The sequence below is a fragment of the Wolbachia endosymbiont (group A) of Oxytorus armatus genome (assembly GCF_964027005.1).
Taxonomy (GTDB): domain Bacteria; phylum Pseudomonadota; class Alphaproteobacteria; order Rickettsiales; family Anaplasmataceae; genus Wolbachia; species Wolbachia pipientis.
On record NZ_OZ034719.1, the window covers coordinates 191,509 to 209,126 of the forward strand.

Annotated in this window: 14 protein-coding genes and 1 rRNA gene; 14 read left to right on the forward strand and 1 reads right to left on the reverse strand. The window is 34.3% G+C overall.

Annotation, left to right across the window (positions count from 1 at the left end; genetic code table 11):
* Positions 1–361: 361 nt before the first annotated feature.
* The gene (locus tag AAGD79_RS01010) at positions 362–976 is read right to left on the reverse strand and encodes a hypothetical protein (protein ID WP_155969120.1); all 615 of its coding nucleotides are present in this window, start codon (positions 974–976) and stop codon (positions 362–364) included.
* 153 nt (positions 977–1,129) lie between these two features.
* Between AAGD79_RS01010 and AAGD79_RS01015 the strand changes: the two genes are divergently transcribed.
* From AAGD79_RS01015 to AAGD79_RS01080, 14 genes are all read left to right on the forward strand, one after another.
* Positions 1,130–2,634, forward strand: a 16S ribosomal RNA gene (locus AAGD79_RS01015).
* 100 nt (positions 2,635–2,734) lie between these two features.
* A complete protein-coding gene (sdhC, locus tag AAGD79_RS01020; RefSeq protein ID WP_341811437.1) occupies positions 2,735–3,112 on the forward strand; it encodes a succinate dehydrogenase, cytochrome b556 subunit in 378 nt (125 codons plus the stop codon).
* Entirely contained in the window at positions 3,109–3,465 is a 357-nt protein-coding gene (gene sdhD, locus AAGD79_RS01025) for a succinate dehydrogenase, hydrophobic membrane anchor protein (RefSeq protein ID WP_010963113.1), read from the forward strand. The genes sdhC and sdhD overlap by 4 nt, the downstream gene beginning before the upstream one ends.
* Before the next feature lie 84 nt (positions 3,466–3,549).
* Entirely contained in the window at positions 3,550–4,788 is a 1,239-nt protein-coding gene (locus AAGD79_RS01030; protein WP_341811438.1) for a hypothetical protein, read from the forward strand.
* 112 nt (positions 4,789–4,900) lie between these two features.
* On the forward strand, positions 4,901–6,193 hold the full coding sequence (locus AAGD79_RS01035) for a sugar phosphate nucleotidyltransferase (protein ID WP_341811439.1): 1,293 nt from the start codon (positions 4,901–4,903) through the stop codon (positions 6,191–6,193).
* A 128-nt stretch (positions 6,194–6,321) separates the two neighbouring features.
* A complete protein-coding gene (locus tag AAGD79_RS01040) occupies positions 6,322–7,530 on the forward strand; it encodes a hypothetical protein (protein WP_070357004.1) in 1,209 nt (402 codons plus the stop codon).
* Positions 7,531–7,810: 280 nt separating this feature from the next.
* The gene (locus AAGD79_RS01045; RefSeq protein WP_341811440.1) at positions 7,811–9,040 is read left to right on the forward strand and encodes a lipoprotein-releasing ABC transporter permease subunit; all 1,230 of its coding nucleotides are present in this window, start codon (positions 7,811–7,813) and stop codon (positions 9,038–9,040) included.
* The gene (locus AAGD79_RS01050) at positions 9,033–9,764 is read left to right on the forward strand and encodes a hypothetical protein (RefSeq protein WP_341811441.1); all 732 of its coding nucleotides are present in this window, start codon (positions 9,033–9,035) and stop codon (positions 9,762–9,764) included. The genes AAGD79_RS01045 and AAGD79_RS01050 overlap by 8 nt, the downstream gene beginning before the upstream one ends.
* Positions 9,761–10,981: a heme biosynthesis protein HemY gene (locus AAGD79_RS01055; protein ID WP_341811442.1), complete on the forward strand. Its 1,221-nt coding sequence runs from the start codon at positions 9,761–9,763 to the stop codon at positions 10,979–10,981. The genes AAGD79_RS01050 and AAGD79_RS01055 overlap by 4 nt, the downstream gene beginning before the upstream one ends.
* 198 nt (positions 10,982–11,179) lie before the next feature.
* Positions 11,180–12,052: an ATP synthase F1 subunit gamma gene (gene atpG / locus AAGD79_RS01060; RefSeq protein ID WP_341811443.1), complete on the forward strand. Its 873-nt coding sequence runs from the start codon at positions 11,180–11,182 to the stop codon at positions 12,050–12,052.
* A gap of 18 nt (positions 12,053–12,070) precedes the next feature.
* Positions 12,071–13,405 carry a TldD/PmbA family protein gene (locus tag AAGD79_RS01065; RefSeq protein WP_341811444.1) on the forward strand — a complete coding sequence of 445 codons (1,335 nt, stop codon included), beginning with the start codon at positions 12,071–12,073 and terminating at the stop codon, positions 13,403–13,405.
* A 174-nt stretch (positions 13,406–13,579) separates the two neighbouring features.
* Positions 13,580–13,831, forward strand: coding sequence for a cold-shock protein (locus AAGD79_RS01070; RefSeq protein WP_006279919.1), 252 nt, complete (start codon positions 13,580–13,582; stop codon positions 13,829–13,831).
* A 35-nt stretch (positions 13,832–13,866) separates the two neighbouring features.
* On the forward strand, positions 13,867–15,093 hold the full coding sequence (locus AAGD79_RS01075) for a DEAD/DEAH box helicase (protein WP_038199603.1): 1,227 nt from the start codon (positions 13,867–13,869) through the stop codon (positions 15,091–15,093).
* Between the two features lie 203 nt (positions 15,094–15,296).
* Positions 15,297–17,603: an AAA family ATPase gene (locus AAGD79_RS01080; protein ID WP_341811445.1), complete on the forward strand. Its 2,307-nt coding sequence runs from the start codon at positions 15,297–15,299 to the stop codon at positions 17,601–17,603.
* Positions 17,604–17,618 lie beyond the last annotated feature (15 nt).

A 17,618-nucleotide genomic window follows, 5' to 3' on the forward strand; every position in this document is an offset into this window, starting at 1 on the left:
TTAAGAAATTTACTAAGCAGAAAAAAAGACAAAGAATCCCCGAGTTAGCTAGTCTTTTACTATCTCTGTCGAGTATTGGCATTTTTTGATGTCTTGTAACGCTTTATAAGCGCGTTCAGCTTATTTAGATAAAAATCTAGATGTAGATGAAGTTTTGTAAAGACATACAGTATCTATATACTGCAAAAAATTGAACATAAGACGCCGATACATTAAGTAATCCTTACCTTTTAATCTGCAGATTGGCGAAAGCAAATACAATAGCTTCACTATCATGATAAGGGCGCTGGCGAAGGGTGTCAAGTAAGTTTTTTCGTTTCATCCGATGCGCTGCCAAAAGCTATGCAAAAAGTCCAATGAGTTAACTCCCATATATCCTGAGTAATTCTTGTGCATTAGCTTTGATTAGGATAGGGCATTTTCTATCATTTAATAGGGAACGCAATATTTCAGTTGCACCCTTAACGTCGTTATTGTGTATCTTTACTACAGCAATAGCTTCTTGGCTTGAATAAGGATACACTGTGCTTGATTCTAAATTATCAATTTTATCTTTATTTATTTTTTCACCGTTGGAGTGAAGTAAGCTCATTACTTCTAAATATTGTGCTAACTCACGCAAAACATTAGGAGCATCTTTATCATCTGCCAAATCATTATAAATAGATGCTGTGTCTGTTGGCATTGAATCTGAGATATGATTGAATGCGCGTTCAAAATTTGCTAAATACTCCCAATTTGAATCTATTTCTTCTAGCAGCGGCTTATTATCTTTTTTTAAGAATAATACTTCGTAAAACTTGTCACCTGCAGTTATAGATTGTTTTGTGTTATCAATGTTGCGCAATAAGTATAATGTGATGCCAACTAACATTGGCGCGAGTGCAAGCAGAAAGATGTATTTTTTCATGGTAATATTCCAAATAGTTATATATTTATACATTAATGCTTTTGATTTGCAAAAACATATTGACATAGTGATTATATCACATAATAATATTCTCAAAGTTGTTTGAATAGTTGGAGATTAAAATATTTCTAAAGTAGAAATAAAGACAGCAGTATTAAGCTAAATTATTTTTTGTCGGATTTATCCGATGTACCCTCAACCTTTTATAGGTTGAAGTCTAAATTTGAGAGTTTGATCCTGGCTCAGAATGAACGCTGGCGGCAGGCCTAACACATGCAAGTCGAACGGAGTTATATTGTAGCTTGCTATAGTATAACTTAGTGGCAGACGGGTGAGTAATGTATAGGAATCTACCTAGTAGTACGGAATAATTGTTGGAAACGGCAACTAATACCGTATACGCCCTACGGGGGAAAAATTTATTGCTATTAGATGAGCCTATATTAGATTAGCTAGTTGGTGGAGTAATAGCCTACCAAGGCAATGATCTATAGCTGATCTGAGAGGATGATCAGCCACACTGGAACTGAGATACGGTCCAGACTCCTACGGGAGGCAGCAGTGGGGAATATTGGACAATGGGCGAAAGCCTGATCCAGCCATGCCGCATGAGTGAAGAAGGCCTTTGGGTTGTAAAGCTCTTTTAGTGAGGAAGATAATGACGGTACTCACAGAAGAAGTCCTGGCTAACTCCGTGCCAGCAGCCGCGGTAATACGGAGAGGGCTAGCGTTATTCGGAATTATTGGGCGTAAAGGGCGCGTAGGCGGATTAGTAAGTTAAAAGTGAAATCCCAAGGCTCAACCTTGGAATTGCTTTTAAAACTGCTAATCTAGAGATTGAAAGAGGATAGAGGAATTCCTAGTGTAGAGGTGAAATTCGTAAATATTAGGAGGAACACCAGTGGCGAAGGCGTCTATCTGGTTCAAATCTGACGCTGAGGCGCGAAGGCGTGGGGAGCAAACAGGATTAGATACCCTGGTAGTCCACGCTGTAAACGATGAATGTTAAATATGGGAAGTTTTACTTTCTGTATTACAGCTAACGCGTTAAACATTCCGCCTGGGGACTACGGTCGCAAGATTAAAACTCAAAGGAATTGACGGGGACCCGCACAAGCGGTGGAGCATGTGGTTTAATTCGATGCAACGCGAAAAACCTTACCACTCCTTGACATGGAAATTATACCTATTCGAAGGGATAGGGTCGGTTCGGCCGGGTTTCACACAGGTGTTGCATGGCTGTCGTCAGCTCGTGTCGTGAGATGTTGGGTTAAGTCCCGCAACGAGCGCAACCCTCATCCTTAGTTACCATCAGGTAATGCTGGGGACTTTAAGGAAACTGTCAGTGATAAACTGGAGGAAGGTGGGGATGATGTCAAGTCATCATGGCCCTTATGGAGTGGGCTACACACGTGCTACAATGGTGGCTACAATGGGCTGCAAAGTCGCGAGGCTAAGCCAATCCCTTAAAAGCCATCTCAGTTCGGATTGTACTCTGCAACTCGAGTGCATGAAGTTGGAATCGCTAGTAATCGTGGATCAGCACGCCACGGTGAATACGTTCTCGGGTCTTGTACACACTGCCCGTCACGCCATGGGAATTGGTTTCACTCGAAGCTAACGACCTAACCGCAAGGAGGGAGTTATTTAAAGTGGGATCGGTGACTGGGGTGAAGTCGTAACAAGGTAGCAGTAGGGGAATCTGCAGCTGGATTACCTCCTTAGGCTTTGCACATAACTTACCATTTTTAATGATGGTGTTGTTATGTGCTATACTGCTGTCTTTACTTCTACTTTATTTTAATTTCCCGATAACGGAATTTTATGAGTGATAGACCTCTTTCTCCACATTTACAAATATATAAAGTACAAGTTACTAGTTTTTTCTCTATTATGCATAGATTGACTGGTATCTTGCTATTCCTTTTATTAATGATACTTTCTTGGTATTTCATATTACATGTTTACTTTCCTGAGTTACTTATAGTAAGGTACTTAAATGCATTATTATTCACTCCTGTTGCTAAATTAGCTTATGTCTTATGTTTTATAAGTTTTGTATATCATTTTCTTAATGGTATTCGTCATTTATTGTGGGATGCTGGGCTTAATTTAGAAATTACTGGCGTTTCAAGGAGTGCTATACTGCTGACAGTAACGCTACTTCTTTCTATTATGGCTTTTTTATTTATGTTTATATGAGTCAATCTGGAAATTCAGTACATCATTGGTGGGTTCAGCGTGTTTCTGCGGTAATTTTACTGTTCCTGTTTCCTTGGTTTATCTATTCATTTTCTTGCACATTTTATACTGATAGCTCTTTGTCTTTTAGTGAAAAATTTATTAATCACCCTTTAGAGCTTTTATTTTTTGTTGTATTGTTGTTTTGCATTTTTTGGCACGCAGTTCTTGGAATGCAGGTAGTATGCGAAGATTATATACACAGCGTACCTTTGAGGATTTTTACAATTACATGCATAAAGTACTTATCAAGCATTACTTATATAACCCTCGCTTTTACAATCTTTATCTTCTACAGGCATATTTTCTTGTAAAATCACCGGTGCTGTGTTAATATATTATTAGTGTACTAGTTTTATTATTGAACTATAGCATTATAGCGATTTTGGTTTGACAATATGTTTGAAGCATTAAAAAAGGGAGCAATAGATCTTACACTTAAAGCAAAAGGTCTGCTTACTTCACCTGAATCTCAAGTTTACGTCGAAGACCTTAGAAAGGTAATGATGTATGATGGAAGGAAATGCCAGTATCCAAAAAATTATGATCAAATTGTACAGTCTGCTAAAATCATAGAAAACAGGGATATGCATGGAAATGCTATACTAGATAAAGATAAAAATCCAACCTATAAACTTTTGTATGGTCAAAAAGATGAGAATGGAGAACAACCAAGTTTCAGATTATCTTTAGTTACCAAAGATAAAGATAATGATAGATCTTATTTTACTATCAATTATATAGACAATCAGGGTAAGCAAATTCCGATAAATGAGTTGCATAAGTCATATTTTGAGCCATTAGGCTTTTCGAGAATGGATTTGAAAAAACACGTGCCAATTTTTGAAGCTGAAAAAACTAAGGATCCTCAATATCCATTTGAATTAACTAATTCTTCTGTGCTAACTAAAGAGGTAAAAAATAAAGAAGGTAAAGTTCAGGAAGTTGTTGATGAAAAAGGAAGAAATGGAGAATTATTATACACTAGTGATTACAAGAAGCTAAGCACCCATTTTTCAGAAATTAGAGATCAGAATGGTAATCTAGAGCTAGATAAAAGTCTTATATCTGTTCCTATCGTTTTTGTTACAAGTTTAGCTAAAGTTTGTACTAAATTGTTGACTTCTCTTCCTATAAAGTTAGGGGAGCATTTAATAAGCGAACAAAACCCAATTGCAAAGTCTTTTGGTTATCTTTTATTTACTCCTGCAATGGCAGTAAAAAATTTAATGGATATGGGAGCTACCATACTTAAGGCTCCAATTTTATTGTTTGTAGCAAATGAGAAAAAATATGGTGATGCTTACTACACCATGTGGAAACACCAACTGAAAGGATGTTTGGAAGAAGCAAAAAGTGACTTTAATGTTATTAAAGGTGAAGAAAGGCTAAAGCCGGATCATGGGAATCGTGATTCACTAGTGGGCACATGGGATGAGCTTAACGCTAGAAGGCCAAAGAAACAAGGGGATGATAAAGAAGTTAGCAAGAGTAATGAAATACTAAAGAGTCCTGAGGAAGAACAAAATAAGGGTAATGAAATATTAAGTGATAAAAGAAAAGGTCATGTTGAGGAATTACAAAATAGAAGAAATTCACAGCAAGGGCAAGGCGCTACACATGATCACTCTCATTAGCAATTACTTTAAATCAACATTTACTTTCTTTATTAACTATTCCACAACAAAAACTTGCATGTATTTTGCCCTCAGTATAAGATATTAATTAAATAATTAATATCTTAACTAAATGCGCCCTGTAATATTGTGTGGTGGTAGTGGTAGCAGACTTTGGCCTTTATCTAAGCCAAAGCAATTTCAGAAAATATTTAGTCAGAACACTATGTTTCACAACACTTTGTTGAGGCTAAAAAGCGATTATATGCCGCCCATAATTGCTACAAATATACAGTACGAGTCATTAGTGATGGAGGAATTGCATGCACTGCAAGAATATAAAGTGATTTTCGAACCAGTGAAAATTGGAACAGCAGCGGCAATATTAATTGCTGCACTTCTCTGCAATGAAAACGAGACAATGTTAATTCTGCCTTCAGACCATTTTATAGGTGATTTGAATAGTTTTTATGCTTCTACTCAAAAAGCGTCTAAGTTAGCCTCTGAAACTAACTCTATAGTCACTTTTGGGGTTAAGCCTCATGAATTCAATTCTGAATACGGCTATATAAATGCAGTATATGATCAGAAAGAAAAATGTCATATAGTGAAAGATTTTACAGAAAAGCCCGAGCGTAAGTTAAGTAACGATCATTATTGGAACTCTGGAATATTTGTGTTTAAAGCAAAACGCTACATAGATGAGATTAAAAAATCTGCCCCGAATCTTTACAATTTATGTTTTAAATATTTCACACCGCAAGAGAGATTTCTGTATTTAAAACAACGAGATTTTGCAGGAATTGAAGGCATATCCATTGATTACTTGGTGATGGAGAAAGCAAAAAACGTTGCAATGATAGAAGCTAATTTCGATTGGTTGGATGTTGGAACTTGGAATTCAGTTTTAGAATTGAGTGAGAAGTTTAGTAAAGAACCGGCATCATTTCAGCATGTGATTAGAGAAAAAGAACCAGTTTCAACGACAGAAAGTAATAAAAATTTATTGAGTGGAGCTTGTAAGCAACCAAACAAAAGTCTAATTTCATTTATTCATAAAGTTAAGAAAGTAAAGGTGATAAGGAAAGAAGTTAAACCATGGGAATTTTGTAGTATAATTTTAATGAGCGAAAATTTTCTTATAAAATATCTTTTTATCAATCCATTAAGCTGCACTTCTAAGCAATTCCATCACTATAGAGATGAATACCATATAGTGCTATCAGGAGTTGGATATGTTAGTTTAGAAGACAAAGAATATGCTATAGCAAAGGACCATATGATAGAAATCCCAAGGGAAGTTTCCCATAGGATTGAAAATAGAAGCACAAGCTTTCCACTTGAAATAGTTGAATTTCAGATAGGAGAGCATTTATCTGATAATGATATAGTGAGATTGGATGATGTATATGGAAGAATATGGTAACGCCATAAATGCATTTGTTGGCAATTTATAATATGGGTATAGCTGCTTTATGTAAAAAATAATATTTACTAAATCTTAATATTTTAAACCTATACCCATATTTTAATAAATAATGAGTTGTAATTAATATGAAGGATCCATTTAAAAGTGACAATTATAGAGAAAATCTCGGTTTCCTTAAAGAAGCTATAAAAGCAAGAGATGAGTTAGTAACTATTAGACATTATAATAAAACGGTAAGGGATTTATCTCAGGCATTAAAGCGTTTTACAGATAAGGCAGAAGATGTAGCTAAGTTTGTTATACGTAGCGACTCAATTGATTATGTAAAATCGATGAATGGAAAGCCATCAGGTCTTAAGATATTAAAGGAAATATTGAATAGAATCTCGGGAAGAAATGTTCCAGTTAAGAATATAAGTAGTTTTATTGATAAATTACCTCCTCCTACTTCAATGACAATCTTTGAATATCTAGAGGCTTATCGTAAAATTTCAGGTTTGGAGCAAGTTGAAAGAGGAAATATTGCAATAGCTCCAGAAAAGCCAGAACGCAGTTTTCTAAAAGAAGATAGACAAGTAGAAGTTAATTATAATGATTCAGGCCATGGAAATTCATTAGATGAAAAGCCTGGATACAAAGAGATATCAAATTATCAAGAGAAGAAGAGTAAAATTTTAACAGAAAATTCACAAAGTTCAAAATCGCCTAGAGAAGAGCTAATTTATGTAACAGTTCCTAAAGAACATATGGAAGCAAAAAGAGAACTTAAACAAAAACAACAATCTAAACCTCCAATATTGCCAAAACCATCAATAGCACCCCCATTGCCAAAAAAAATGTTTACTGCTGGTCAAGAAGTTAGACAAAAACCAAAAGTAGTAGGAACTGTTCCTAAATCAACTAAAGATAAACCTGAATTACCACTAAAACTTAAAAAGTTAGGTCATACTGATCAAAAATCAAGCACAAAGCTAGAAATGGTAGTATCTTCTATGGAAAAAGAAATTAATTATAATATCGATATTAAAGTACAAGAGATAAGAAAAAAATTCAAACAAAATCAAGCAAAAGAAAGTCCTAATGCGCAAACTATTGAAAGCAGGACCCCTCCTGTTGCACAAGTGAATATAGATGTGGAGAAAAAAACTAGGCCATCACCAAAAGTTGCTTCCCAATCTCGCTTATTTCCAATGAGGGATGAAATATCTCAGATGAATCCCTTATCAGCAAAATCTGATCCGAGACCTCATGTTAGCAAAAATGCTCTTCTCACAGATGTAAATGTAAAGCAACTAGTTGTACAATTTGAAAATTATGGAAGGAAAGAATTATAACTTATTGAATAAACCCAATAATATTCTTGATTTTTTCTATGTTATAAAAGCACAAGCTCTCCACTTGAAATAGTTGAATTTCAGATAGGAGAGCATTTATCTGATAATGATATAGTGAGGTTGGAGGATGTATATGGAAGATTTTGAAATTCTAATGTTAAAGATACTCTATAAGTCTGCTAAATTTAAGGAAGCAAAAATCTCTAGTTTTTAAATAAAGAAAAGTCTACAATTATACGAAGTTTCAAAAATATAATGTCTAACCTCAAAATATTTTGTAATGTCCATTGCCTTTGAAATTACTATGGCTGCTTGCTATTTGCGAGCAAGAAATGCCAGATTTTGCTCTATAATGACTTTGTTCTCTATTATCGGCATTGCCCTTGGAGTTGCAACACTAATAGTGGTGATGTCTGTGATGAACGGATTCAGAGCAAAGTTGCTTGACTCAATACTTGGCATTGATGGCCATATTAACGTTTATTTTGATAGGAACATAAATTCAGATTACTACGCAGTTTCAAAATCTATTGAGAGAATTCCTGGTATATTAAAAGCTACTCCTATGACCAATGATCAAGTTATTATTGTAGCAAATGGTAAAATTGCAGGTAGCGTAGTGCGAGGTGTGTCAACTAAAGATTTGCTTGATAGTACTGCCGTTACAAATAATGTAATTATAGGTGATGTAAAAAAATTTGATGAAGGGATAATAATAGGAGCACGCTTAGCAGAAGTTTTGAACATTGACTATGGCGACGAAATTACGTTTATATCATCTGAAGAATTTGATGCATTACTTGGTGAAATGCCGCGAATGAAAAAATATAAAGTTATAGCAATATTTGATATGGGTATGTTTGAGTATGATAATACCTTGATATATATGCCTCTAAAATCAGCACAAGCCTTTTTTAATTATAAAAATAGCATAAAAAATATAGAAGTACTTGTAGACGACGTTACTAGAGCTGATAAGCTGGCAGATACTATAGAAAAAGAAATAGGAATGGAAGCTGAAAGTTGGCAATCACAGCAAAGCCATTATTTTAGTGCTTTAAAAACTGAAAGAAATGTGATGTTTTTAATTCTCACTTTGATTATAGTTGTAGCAGCGTTTAATATTATCTCAAATTTAATGATGATAGTGCAAGAAAAGAAATCCGCGATTGCAATTATGCGTACATTTGGTGCAACAAGTGGAAGCATTATGCGTATATTTTGCGCTTGTGGTCTATTAATCGGTTTTACGGGAACTTGTCTTGGCTGTATTATAGGTGTCGTTTTTTCTCTCAATATCGAAAGCATTAGAGTGTTTTTAGAAAACATTACTAACGTCAAGCTGTTTGATCCTATGATATACTTTTTTTCAAGTTTGCCAGTGATATTAGTACCCCAAGACGTAGTAAATATTTCTGCACTTGCGTTACTCTTATCATTTTTAGCGACAATTGCTCCTGCGTTGCAGGCAGCTGCACAAGATCCTGCAGAGATACTACGTTATGAATGATACTCAGCAAAAGTACATAGGTTGGTTCTTAATTGTATTGTTATTTACCAGTTACATCACAATAAATAACATAATCTTTTTAAAAATGAATCAACAAGAAAGCGATGATAGTATAAAAGTTTTGACGGAAAACATAGATGAATTGAAAATGTTGCTTGAAGTTAATCAATCTAGAATGGAAAAAAGGATATTTGACTTAAAGAGAAGTCAGCATGCTCAGTGTGAGCAAGGTGATAATAATTCAAGATGTAAGAACCTTGCAAAATTGCTGTTACTTGTGATTAAAATGAAGAATTCGTTATTGCGAGAAGCAAAATTTGATAACCATATAAATTCAATAAAGCCTTTGATATCAGAGCTTGACGATCCAGAGATAGAAAATGCAGTAGATGAATTAGAAAATTTGAAAGAGATAAATACCTTACACGAATTGAAGTTATCTTTTGAAAAAACTATTGATACTATCTATTACAACAAAAGTACATTGTCTAAAAAAATCATTTCAAACTGGATAAAGGTAGACGACCGAAATGACCCATTAAGAGTAAAATTTGCGGAAGTTGAGGAGTCAATAAACGATAATGATTGGCAGAGCATAGCTACTACAATAGGCGATTTAACATACCCAGAATTCAAGCCATGGCTTAATAAACTGAATGGTTTTATTGTAGCTTCTAAGAATATTTCAACAATATATCATCACTTATTACAATATATCTCATGATTTATTTTATAATTTTCGCTTTTTCGTTTTTATTTGGTATATGGGTCAAGGTAAGTGGTGAAGTAATAAAATTGGAATTAGGCAATTACACTATAAGTATTGATCTATATTTCATTATTTTTAATTGTGTAGTTTTATTATTTTTATTAATTACACTTGTACGCTTTTTTTCCTCCATTTCATCAACATTTGCCAACATAAGAAATAGAAGAAGGGATAGGGAAGAATTGCTTCTCTTTGAAGCTTTCTTTAGCATAGACTTAGACAATATAGAGAATGCCCAAAAGCTAGTTAAAAGTCTGAGTGAGGAGAGCGATAGGTTATCTTTAATAAAGCTCTTTAACTCAGGTAAGACGGGAAATTACAGCTTTTTCAGTAACGGTTTAACAAATATTGCAAATAAAAATCGTAACTTAGCTCTACTTCTAGCCAATAAGCTGATTGTCCACCTCAAACAAGAAAAAGTAGTCTTTCAAAAATTTATAGAATATTGCTCTAGTTCAATTAACGATAAAATGCTATCTATTCCCTTTCAAATAGAGCATTGCATATTGAAAGAAGATTGGATTAATGCAATTTTGAGGTTGAAGGAAGCAGTTAAGTCCAATATTTTTCTCCCCTTTGATCATAAAGAAATGTTTGCAGTGTTTTATTGCGCTTTAGCAAAGCAATATGAAAGTAAAGGAAATTTTAAGGAGGCTATAAAGTCTTTATTTAGAGCACAACGTTATAGTGCAATTTTTCAGCCCATCAATTATTTAAAGGCAGAATTATATATTAAACTTGGAAAAATCAGAAAAGTTTCTGCAGTGCTAGAGGCAGAGTATACAGTAAATCCTACTCCTCAGTCAGCTAAAATGTACATCAATTTAAATAGTAAAGGTGCTGAAAGACTATACAACTTACGCCCTGATTATTATTTTAGTTACTGTTTACTTGCTTTGTCCTCAATGAGTTCAGGTAAATATGATCTTGCAAGTCAATATTTAGACACTGCTATGAAAAAAGCTAATTACATGTCAATCTACTTTATTGTAATACAACTCAAGGTTACATTGCAAGAACACGACAAGGTAATTTATTGGCTAAACAAGATGGTCTCAGAAGCTTTGCCTGATCCAGGCTGGAAATGTAAAAATTGTAACAGGGAACTAGAACAATGGGATCATAAGTGTTCAAGTTGTAATAGTTTTAATTGTGTTTATTATATATTATAAAATTCCACAAAGTGTAGAAATTACCATTAGGCTACTTTCACATTGATATTGCTGAAGTTAGAGCACTTTCTTAATATAATCCTTATCTCCAAACAATAAACCTGCAAGTTTCTTAGCTAGACTTGGTTTTAATGTCAAAAAAACTTGCTTTTAGACACTAACAGTTATATATTTTAATAAATCAGGGTTGTATACAAAATGAAGAGCTTAAAGGAATTATCCTTAACAATTAAGAATATTAGGTCTGTACAGAAAACCACGAAAATAATGCAAATGGTTTCTGCAGCAAAGTTGTTACAAAGCCAAAAGAAGTTATTAAATTTAAAATTATATGTATCTAAGCTGCATAACATTATTTTTTCATTAATGCTATCAGTTGATCAAGAATTACTGGCAAAAATTCTAAATGTCAGTAACGACGGTTCTTACCTAGTATTCATTATTGCGTCTGATCGTGGCTTGTGCGGCAACTTTAACTCTTCTATTGTCAAATTTAGTCAAGAGCGTGTAAATAAGTCAATCGCAAATGGCAAAAAAGTAGATATTGTATTTCTTGGTAAAAAAGCTTTTGATGTAGGTAAAAATAGATTTGACTCTAAAAGTATCTTAAAAATTGAAAATAGTAAGGGAATCACGTTAAAGCACGTAGAAGCTTTGGTTGATGGTATAGATTTAAGTAAATACGATAAAGTTAAAGTTTTTTATAGTAAATTCTATAATACCTTCACGCAAAAACCAATGTTGGAAACAATAAAACCATGGAGTAAAGACTCATCCTTGATTGATAGCTCTCTGGCTGGTCCAACAACAGATTACGGCTATGAGTATGAACCACAAAATATTGAATTTATTTTAAAATCTTTAGTTCAAGATTACGTTGTAATTGCTCTTTACTCTGCTTTACTTGAAAGTGCAACGAGTGAGAATAGTGCTAGAATGGTTGCTATGGAATCAGCAAACAGAAACACTAAAGAGATACTGAACAAATTAGCATTGCTTTATAATCGTTCTCGTCAAGCAGCGATTACGACTGATTTAATTGAAGTTATAGGTGGTGCAGAATCTTTATAGAAATCTAAGGAATAGAAAATGAATATATTAAATATTGCAGCAGATATTACTAAACTAATAAAAAAGCAAAATCAAGATGCGGAAGTTACAATATATGAAACTAATAAGACTTCAGTTTCTCAGCGTCTATCAAAAATTGAGCAAATATCACAATCTAAAAATTGCACTGTAGGAATCAGAGCTATAGCAGGTAAAAACAAAGCTGCGTATATTTCTACAAACGATTTGAATAATCTGAGTGATACAGTAAGCCAAGTGGTAGAAATGGCAAAGAATGCGCCAGAAGATCCTTGCATTAATTTTGCTGTAAATGGTAGTAATTATATCTCTTCTGCAGATTTAAGTATCTCAGATAATAATGTTGTAACCGTTGATAACCTAAAAGAAATTGCTGAAGCTGCAGAAAATTCAGCCCTTGCACATAAGAGTATCACTAATTCTGAAGGAGCCTCTTCTTCATACGCTTTAGTGAATACAGTATTATCGACTGTTTCTGGTTTTATTGGCTCGTTTAGTAAATCAACCTTTGCTAATCAGGTCTCTGTTGTTGCTGGAAGAGAAAGTGAAATGAAGGTTGGTTACGATTATGATATAGCATGTAATTTTAGTGATTTAAAGTTGCCAGAGTTAATAGGAAAAGAAGCAGCAAAAAGAGCAGTTGATCAATTGAATTCACGTACAATGAAAACTGGTAAATTTCCAGTTATTTTTGAAAAAAGAGCAGCAAAAGGGCTAGTAAAAAGTTTTGCTTCTGCTATAAATGGGAGCAGTATTATAAGCAACAGTTCTTTCTTGAGGGGTAGTTTAAACGCTCAGATTTTCAACGATAGAATTAATATTATCGATGATCCATTGTTGCCAAGAGGCATAGCATCGAGACCATTTGATGGAGAAGGGATAACTAGCAAGAAAAATATATTTGTAAAAAACGGAATATTACAAAATTGGATTTTAGACTTATACTCGGCTAGAAAATTAGACTCAGAAACAACCGGAAGTGCAACTCGTGCAAGTAATGCTGCAGTTATTCCTGCAGCTAGTAACCTCTACATTGAGAATGGTGATGTATCGTTTGAAGAATTAATTCAGGAAGTGAAAGAGGGAATATATGTAACTGATTTATTTGGTTTTGGTGTCAATTTAATCAATGGCGATTACAGCCAAGGCGCTTCCGGATTTTTTATAGAAAATGGAAAAATAACGTATCCAATACATGAGATTACCATTGCTAGCAATTTGAAGGATATGTTTAGCAATTTAGTCGTTGCAGATGATCTAACTTTTTGTGGGCAATTTAATTCACCAACGATTAAAGTTAGCGAAATGACGGTTGCAGGTTCGCTTAACGATTAAAAAATTTATTTGCATCAAGTACAACAATTGTGTATTATTGTCATGTAATGTTAAGAATAGACTATGGAGTATAAAGGTTTAGTTTCAATAGCTAAGCTTAAAGCATTCTCAATCGTAATTTCAAAGTTTTTCATCACATTAGTAATGTTAGTTAATAATTTAGGAGTTGTTTAAATGGAATTTGGTAATGTAAAATGGTTTAATGCCGAAAAAGGCTATGGTTTCATCAAGCCAGAAGGTAAAGGGGGTGACGTTTTTGTACATATTAGCACATTGGAACGTTCGGGAATAAGACCTGAGGCACTTAAAGGAGAGAATAAAGAGAAGGGAATAAAAGGAGAAAGGGTGAGTTATGAGGTTAAAGAGGAGCGCGGTAGAAACGGAGAAGATAAAAAATCTGCAATAAATTTAAGATTGGAAGATTAATCTATTATGAAGTCTTTTAACAGGATTAACGTATTGTGAATAATTTTCATGAGATGGGTCTACCAGCTTCGCTTAGACAAGCTCTAGATAAAAATAATCTTTTCGTCCCAACTCCGATTCAAATACAAGCGATTCCCTTAGCGCTACAAGGTAAAGATATTCTCGGATCTGCTCAAACGGGGACTGGAAAAACTTTAGCATTTGCTATTCCGTTGGTTGCTAAGTTGCTGAATGAGCCTAACACTGGTTCAGCTTTAGTCATCGTGCCAACCAGAGAGCTTGCGCATCAGGTAACAAATGAGATAAGAAAACTCTTATCTCAAAATTCTGCACTAAGGGTCGCTTTGTTGATTGGTGGTGAGCCTATTTTTAGGCAGCTAAATCAGCTTCAGAAAAAACCACAAATTGTAATAGGTACTCCTGGTCGTATTATAGACCATATTGAGCGTAAAACTTTGATTACTCGCAATGTTAGCGTTCTTGTGCTTGATGAAACGGATCGTATGTTTGATATGGGCTTTGGAGTTCAGATTGAAGAAATTATGAAGCATTTGCCTAAAATAAGGCAAACTCTTATGTTTTCTGCAACTCTTCCTGGAGATATAGTAAAACTTGCTGAGAAGTACCTTAATCGACCAGAACGTATTTCTGTTGATTGTGAGGTTACAACTTCTGTAAAAATTAAGCAAGAAATTGTTTATGCATCAGAATCAGAAAAATATGAAAAGCTTGTTACACAACTATGTCAGCGCGAAGGATCAATCATTATCTTTGTCAAAACAAAGCGAGGAGCGGATCAGCTAGCTAACAGATTGCACAAAGATGACTATAGCGCTTTAGCAATTCATGGTGATTTAAGGCAGCACAAGCGCGAAAGGGTCATTAATTCTTTTCGTCGTGGCCGTAATCAAATCATGGTTGCAACAGATGTTGCTTCTCGCGGCCTTGATATTCCCCACATTCAACATGTTATCAATTATGATGCACCACAATCGCAAGCTGACTATATTCATCGTATAGGTAGAACTGCACGCGCTGGAGCTGAAGGGTATGCGCTATCTTTTGTTACACCTCAAGATAAGAGAAGACTGCCTGCACTGGCAGACAAAGAAGGAGAGCTAAATTTTGATTGTAGTGTGCAATTTAAAAAACGTAACAGCAAAAAGGTCTTTAAAAGGCCAAGTACGTTAAAGACTAAATACGGTAGAAAAAAGATCAATGCATTTAAGAAGAAAAGCAGAGTACTAGAAAAAGCGTATTAAATAGGATTTACCTACAATTTGATAAGCGTAAAACTCGTCATTCCGCTACTCATTAGCGGAATCTATGCTGAGATATTGCGGTGCTATGACGTAGATCCAGAGTGGGATTCAAATTGGCTACAGCGAACTGCTGGATTTCAATTTTTTTAATAATTGTGTGCTATTCATTATATATGAGTTCCCACTTTTAAAGAGAATAGGAGATGATTTCCAAAAACTTAGAGGCAAGTTTGAATAGAGCACTATTCATTGCTTCTAATTTTAATCTTAAATATGCGAAAGTAGAACATTTATTGCTGGCGTTAACTAAAGACGTGGATGTAAATTACGTTTTATCAAGATGTAATATCAGAGCCGATGAAATCATCAGTATGGATAACATTCTATCAAGATGCAATATTAAGGCTAATGATTATAATAATAATATAAAAGGGTTTTTACAAAGCAGTTCTGAATTGATTATCAGTGGAGTTAAACCTAGCTCAATGTTTCAATGCATAATACACAGAGCAATAATACGGGCTCATAGCTTGGGGAAAAAAGAAATAAATGGAGCAAGTGTTCTAGTAGAAATTTTGTCTGGGCAAGATTTATACGTTGAAGATCTATTGCAGAAACAAAGTGCGAAAGATTCCAATTTGATTTACCACATATCTAACATGAAATACTCTAACGATATAGATGAATACACCACTAATCATAAAGTAAAACTTGATAAAAATAATGATGCTCCTACTACAGTAAATAAAGGTGAGCTACTAAAAGATGAGGAAATTCTACAAAGTTATTGTAAAAATTTAAATGACTATGCAAGAAGCAAAAAAATAGATTATGTTATTGGTCGTGATTATGAATTAAATCGCACTATAGAAATATTATTGAGGCGTAGAAAAAACAACCCTTTATATGTTGGAGATCCAGGTGTTGGCAAAACCACAATAGTTGAGGGTTTGGTACTCAAAATCATTGAAAACAGTGTTCCAAGTGCGCTCAAGTCCAGTATAATTTATGCTTTGGATTTAGGGTCACTCCTTGCAGGGACACGCTATAGAGGTGATTTTGAAGAGAGAATAAAATCTATAATAAAAGCGATTGAGGCAAAACCAGGTGCTATCCTTTTTATTGACGAAATACACACTATCATTGGAGCAGGTTCTACAAGTGGTAGCTTTCTTGATGCAGGTAACCTACTCAAACCTGCGCTTGCAAGAGGTACACTGCGTTGTATAGGTGCAACTACATATAGAGAATACAGCAATAGTTTTGAAAAAGATAAAGCATTAGCGAGGAGGTTTCAAAAAATTAATGTTAAGGAATCTTCTGTTAACGAAACGATAAAGATACTAGATGGTATAAAGCACTACTATGAAGGGTATCATGGAGTATATTATACAAAGAATGCCATTAGGTCTGCGGCTGAACTTTCGCATAAGTATATTACTGGGCGAATATTACCTGATAAAGCGGTTGATGTTATTGATGAGGCAGGGGCATATTGTAAATTGCTAAGAAACAGGGGTAAAATTGTAAATAGTAGAGATATTAAGAATACCATTACTAGAATTACAAATGTGCCTTGCGGATCTGAATCTGATGATTTGCAGAAAGTAAAGTCTTTAAAAGCTAATCTAGAGAAGGTGATTTTTGGCCAAGAGCAGGCAATAGAATCTCTTGTTAATTCTATTAAAATTGCTAAATCTGGGTTGAGAAATTACAATAAGCCTTTAGCAAATTATCTTTTTGCAGGGCCAACCGGTGTTGGTAAAACCGAGCTAGCAAAACAATTAGCAGAAAGCATGGGCATGAATCTTATACGCTTTGATATGTCCGAATATATTGAGTCTCATACGATATCAAGGATGATTGGTTCTCCTCCTGGATATGTAGGTTATGATCAGGGTGGATTACTCACAGAGTCTGTATCTAATAATCAATATAGTGTTGTGCTGCTTGATGAAATTGAAAAGGCTCATAGCGATATCTATAATATATTGCTACAAATTATGGATTATGGTTGCGTTACAGACACTTACGGACGTAAAGTTAACTTTTCCAATATAATCTTAATTATGACAACTAATGCAGGAGCAGCTGAACGCAGCAAAAGTTTTGTTGGCTTTGGGCATAAAAAATTTAACACTGGTGATAGTGAAAAAGCGATAGAACAGGTTTTTAGCCCTGAATTTCGTAATCGTCTTGATGCGATTATTTCTTTTTCTGACTTAAATGCGGATATAATTCTGCATATTGTAGATAAATTTATTCAGGAACTGAAAAAGCAGCTGACGCAAAAAGGCATAAACTGCTTGGTAGAAGATGAAGTGAAATCTTATCTTGCACAAACAGGTTATAGTAAGGAAATGGGAGCACGTCCGATAGAGAGACTTATTGAAAAAGAGATAAAAAGTTACTTAGCGGAAGAAATACTGAATCGTAAATTAATAAAAGGAAAGAAATTAAGAGTCTATATGAATAAAGTAGAAAATAAAATTGCTTTTGATATAGTTTAAAATCCTTGTATTGAA

Coding starts and splice junctions, on each gene's coding strand:
- AAGD79_RS01010 (WP_155969120.1), bottom strand. CDS start 976: ATGTCAATATGTTTTTGCAAATCAAAAGCATTAATGTATAAATATATA.
- sdhC (WP_341811437.1), top strand. CDS start 2,735: ATGAGTGATAGACCTCTTTCTCCACATTTACAAATATATAAAGTACAA.
- sdhD (WP_010963113.1), top strand. CDS start 3,109: ATGAGTCAATCTGGAAATTCAGTACATCATTGGTGGGTTCAGCGTGTT.
- AAGD79_RS01030 (WP_341811438.1), top strand. CDS start 3,550: ATGTTTGAAGCATTAAAAAAGGGAGCAATAGATCTTACACTTAAAGCA.
- AAGD79_RS01035 (WP_341811439.1), top strand. CDS start 4,901: ATGCGCCCTGTAATATTGTGTGGTGGTAGTGGTAGCAGACTTTGGCCT.
- AAGD79_RS01040 (WP_070357004.1), top strand. CDS start 6,322: ATGAAGGATCCATTTAAAAGTGACAATTATAGAGAAAATCTCGGTTTC.
- AAGD79_RS01045 (WP_341811440.1), top strand. CDS start 7,811: ATGTCCATTGCCTTTGAAATTACTATGGCTGCTTGCTATTTGCGAGCA.
- AAGD79_RS01050 (WP_341811441.1), top strand. CDS start 9,033: ATGAATGATACTCAGCAAAAGTACATAGGTTGGTTCTTAATTGTATTG.
- AAGD79_RS01055 (WP_341811442.1), top strand. CDS start 9,761: ATGATTTATTTTATAATTTTCGCTTTTTCGTTTTTATTTGGTATATGG.
- atpG (WP_341811443.1), top strand. CDS start 11,180: ATGAAGAGCTTAAAGGAATTATCCTTAACAATTAAGAATATTAGGTCT.
- AAGD79_RS01065 (WP_341811444.1), top strand. CDS start 12,071: ATGAATATATTAAATATTGCAGCAGATATTACTAAACTAATAAAAAAG.
- AAGD79_RS01070 (WP_006279919.1), top strand. CDS start 13,580: ATGGAATTTGGTAATGTAAAATGGTTTAATGCCGAAAAAGGCTATGGT.
- AAGD79_RS01080 (WP_341811445.1), top strand. CDS start 15,297: ATGATTTCCAAAAACTTAGAGGCAAGTTTGAATAGAGCACTATTCATT.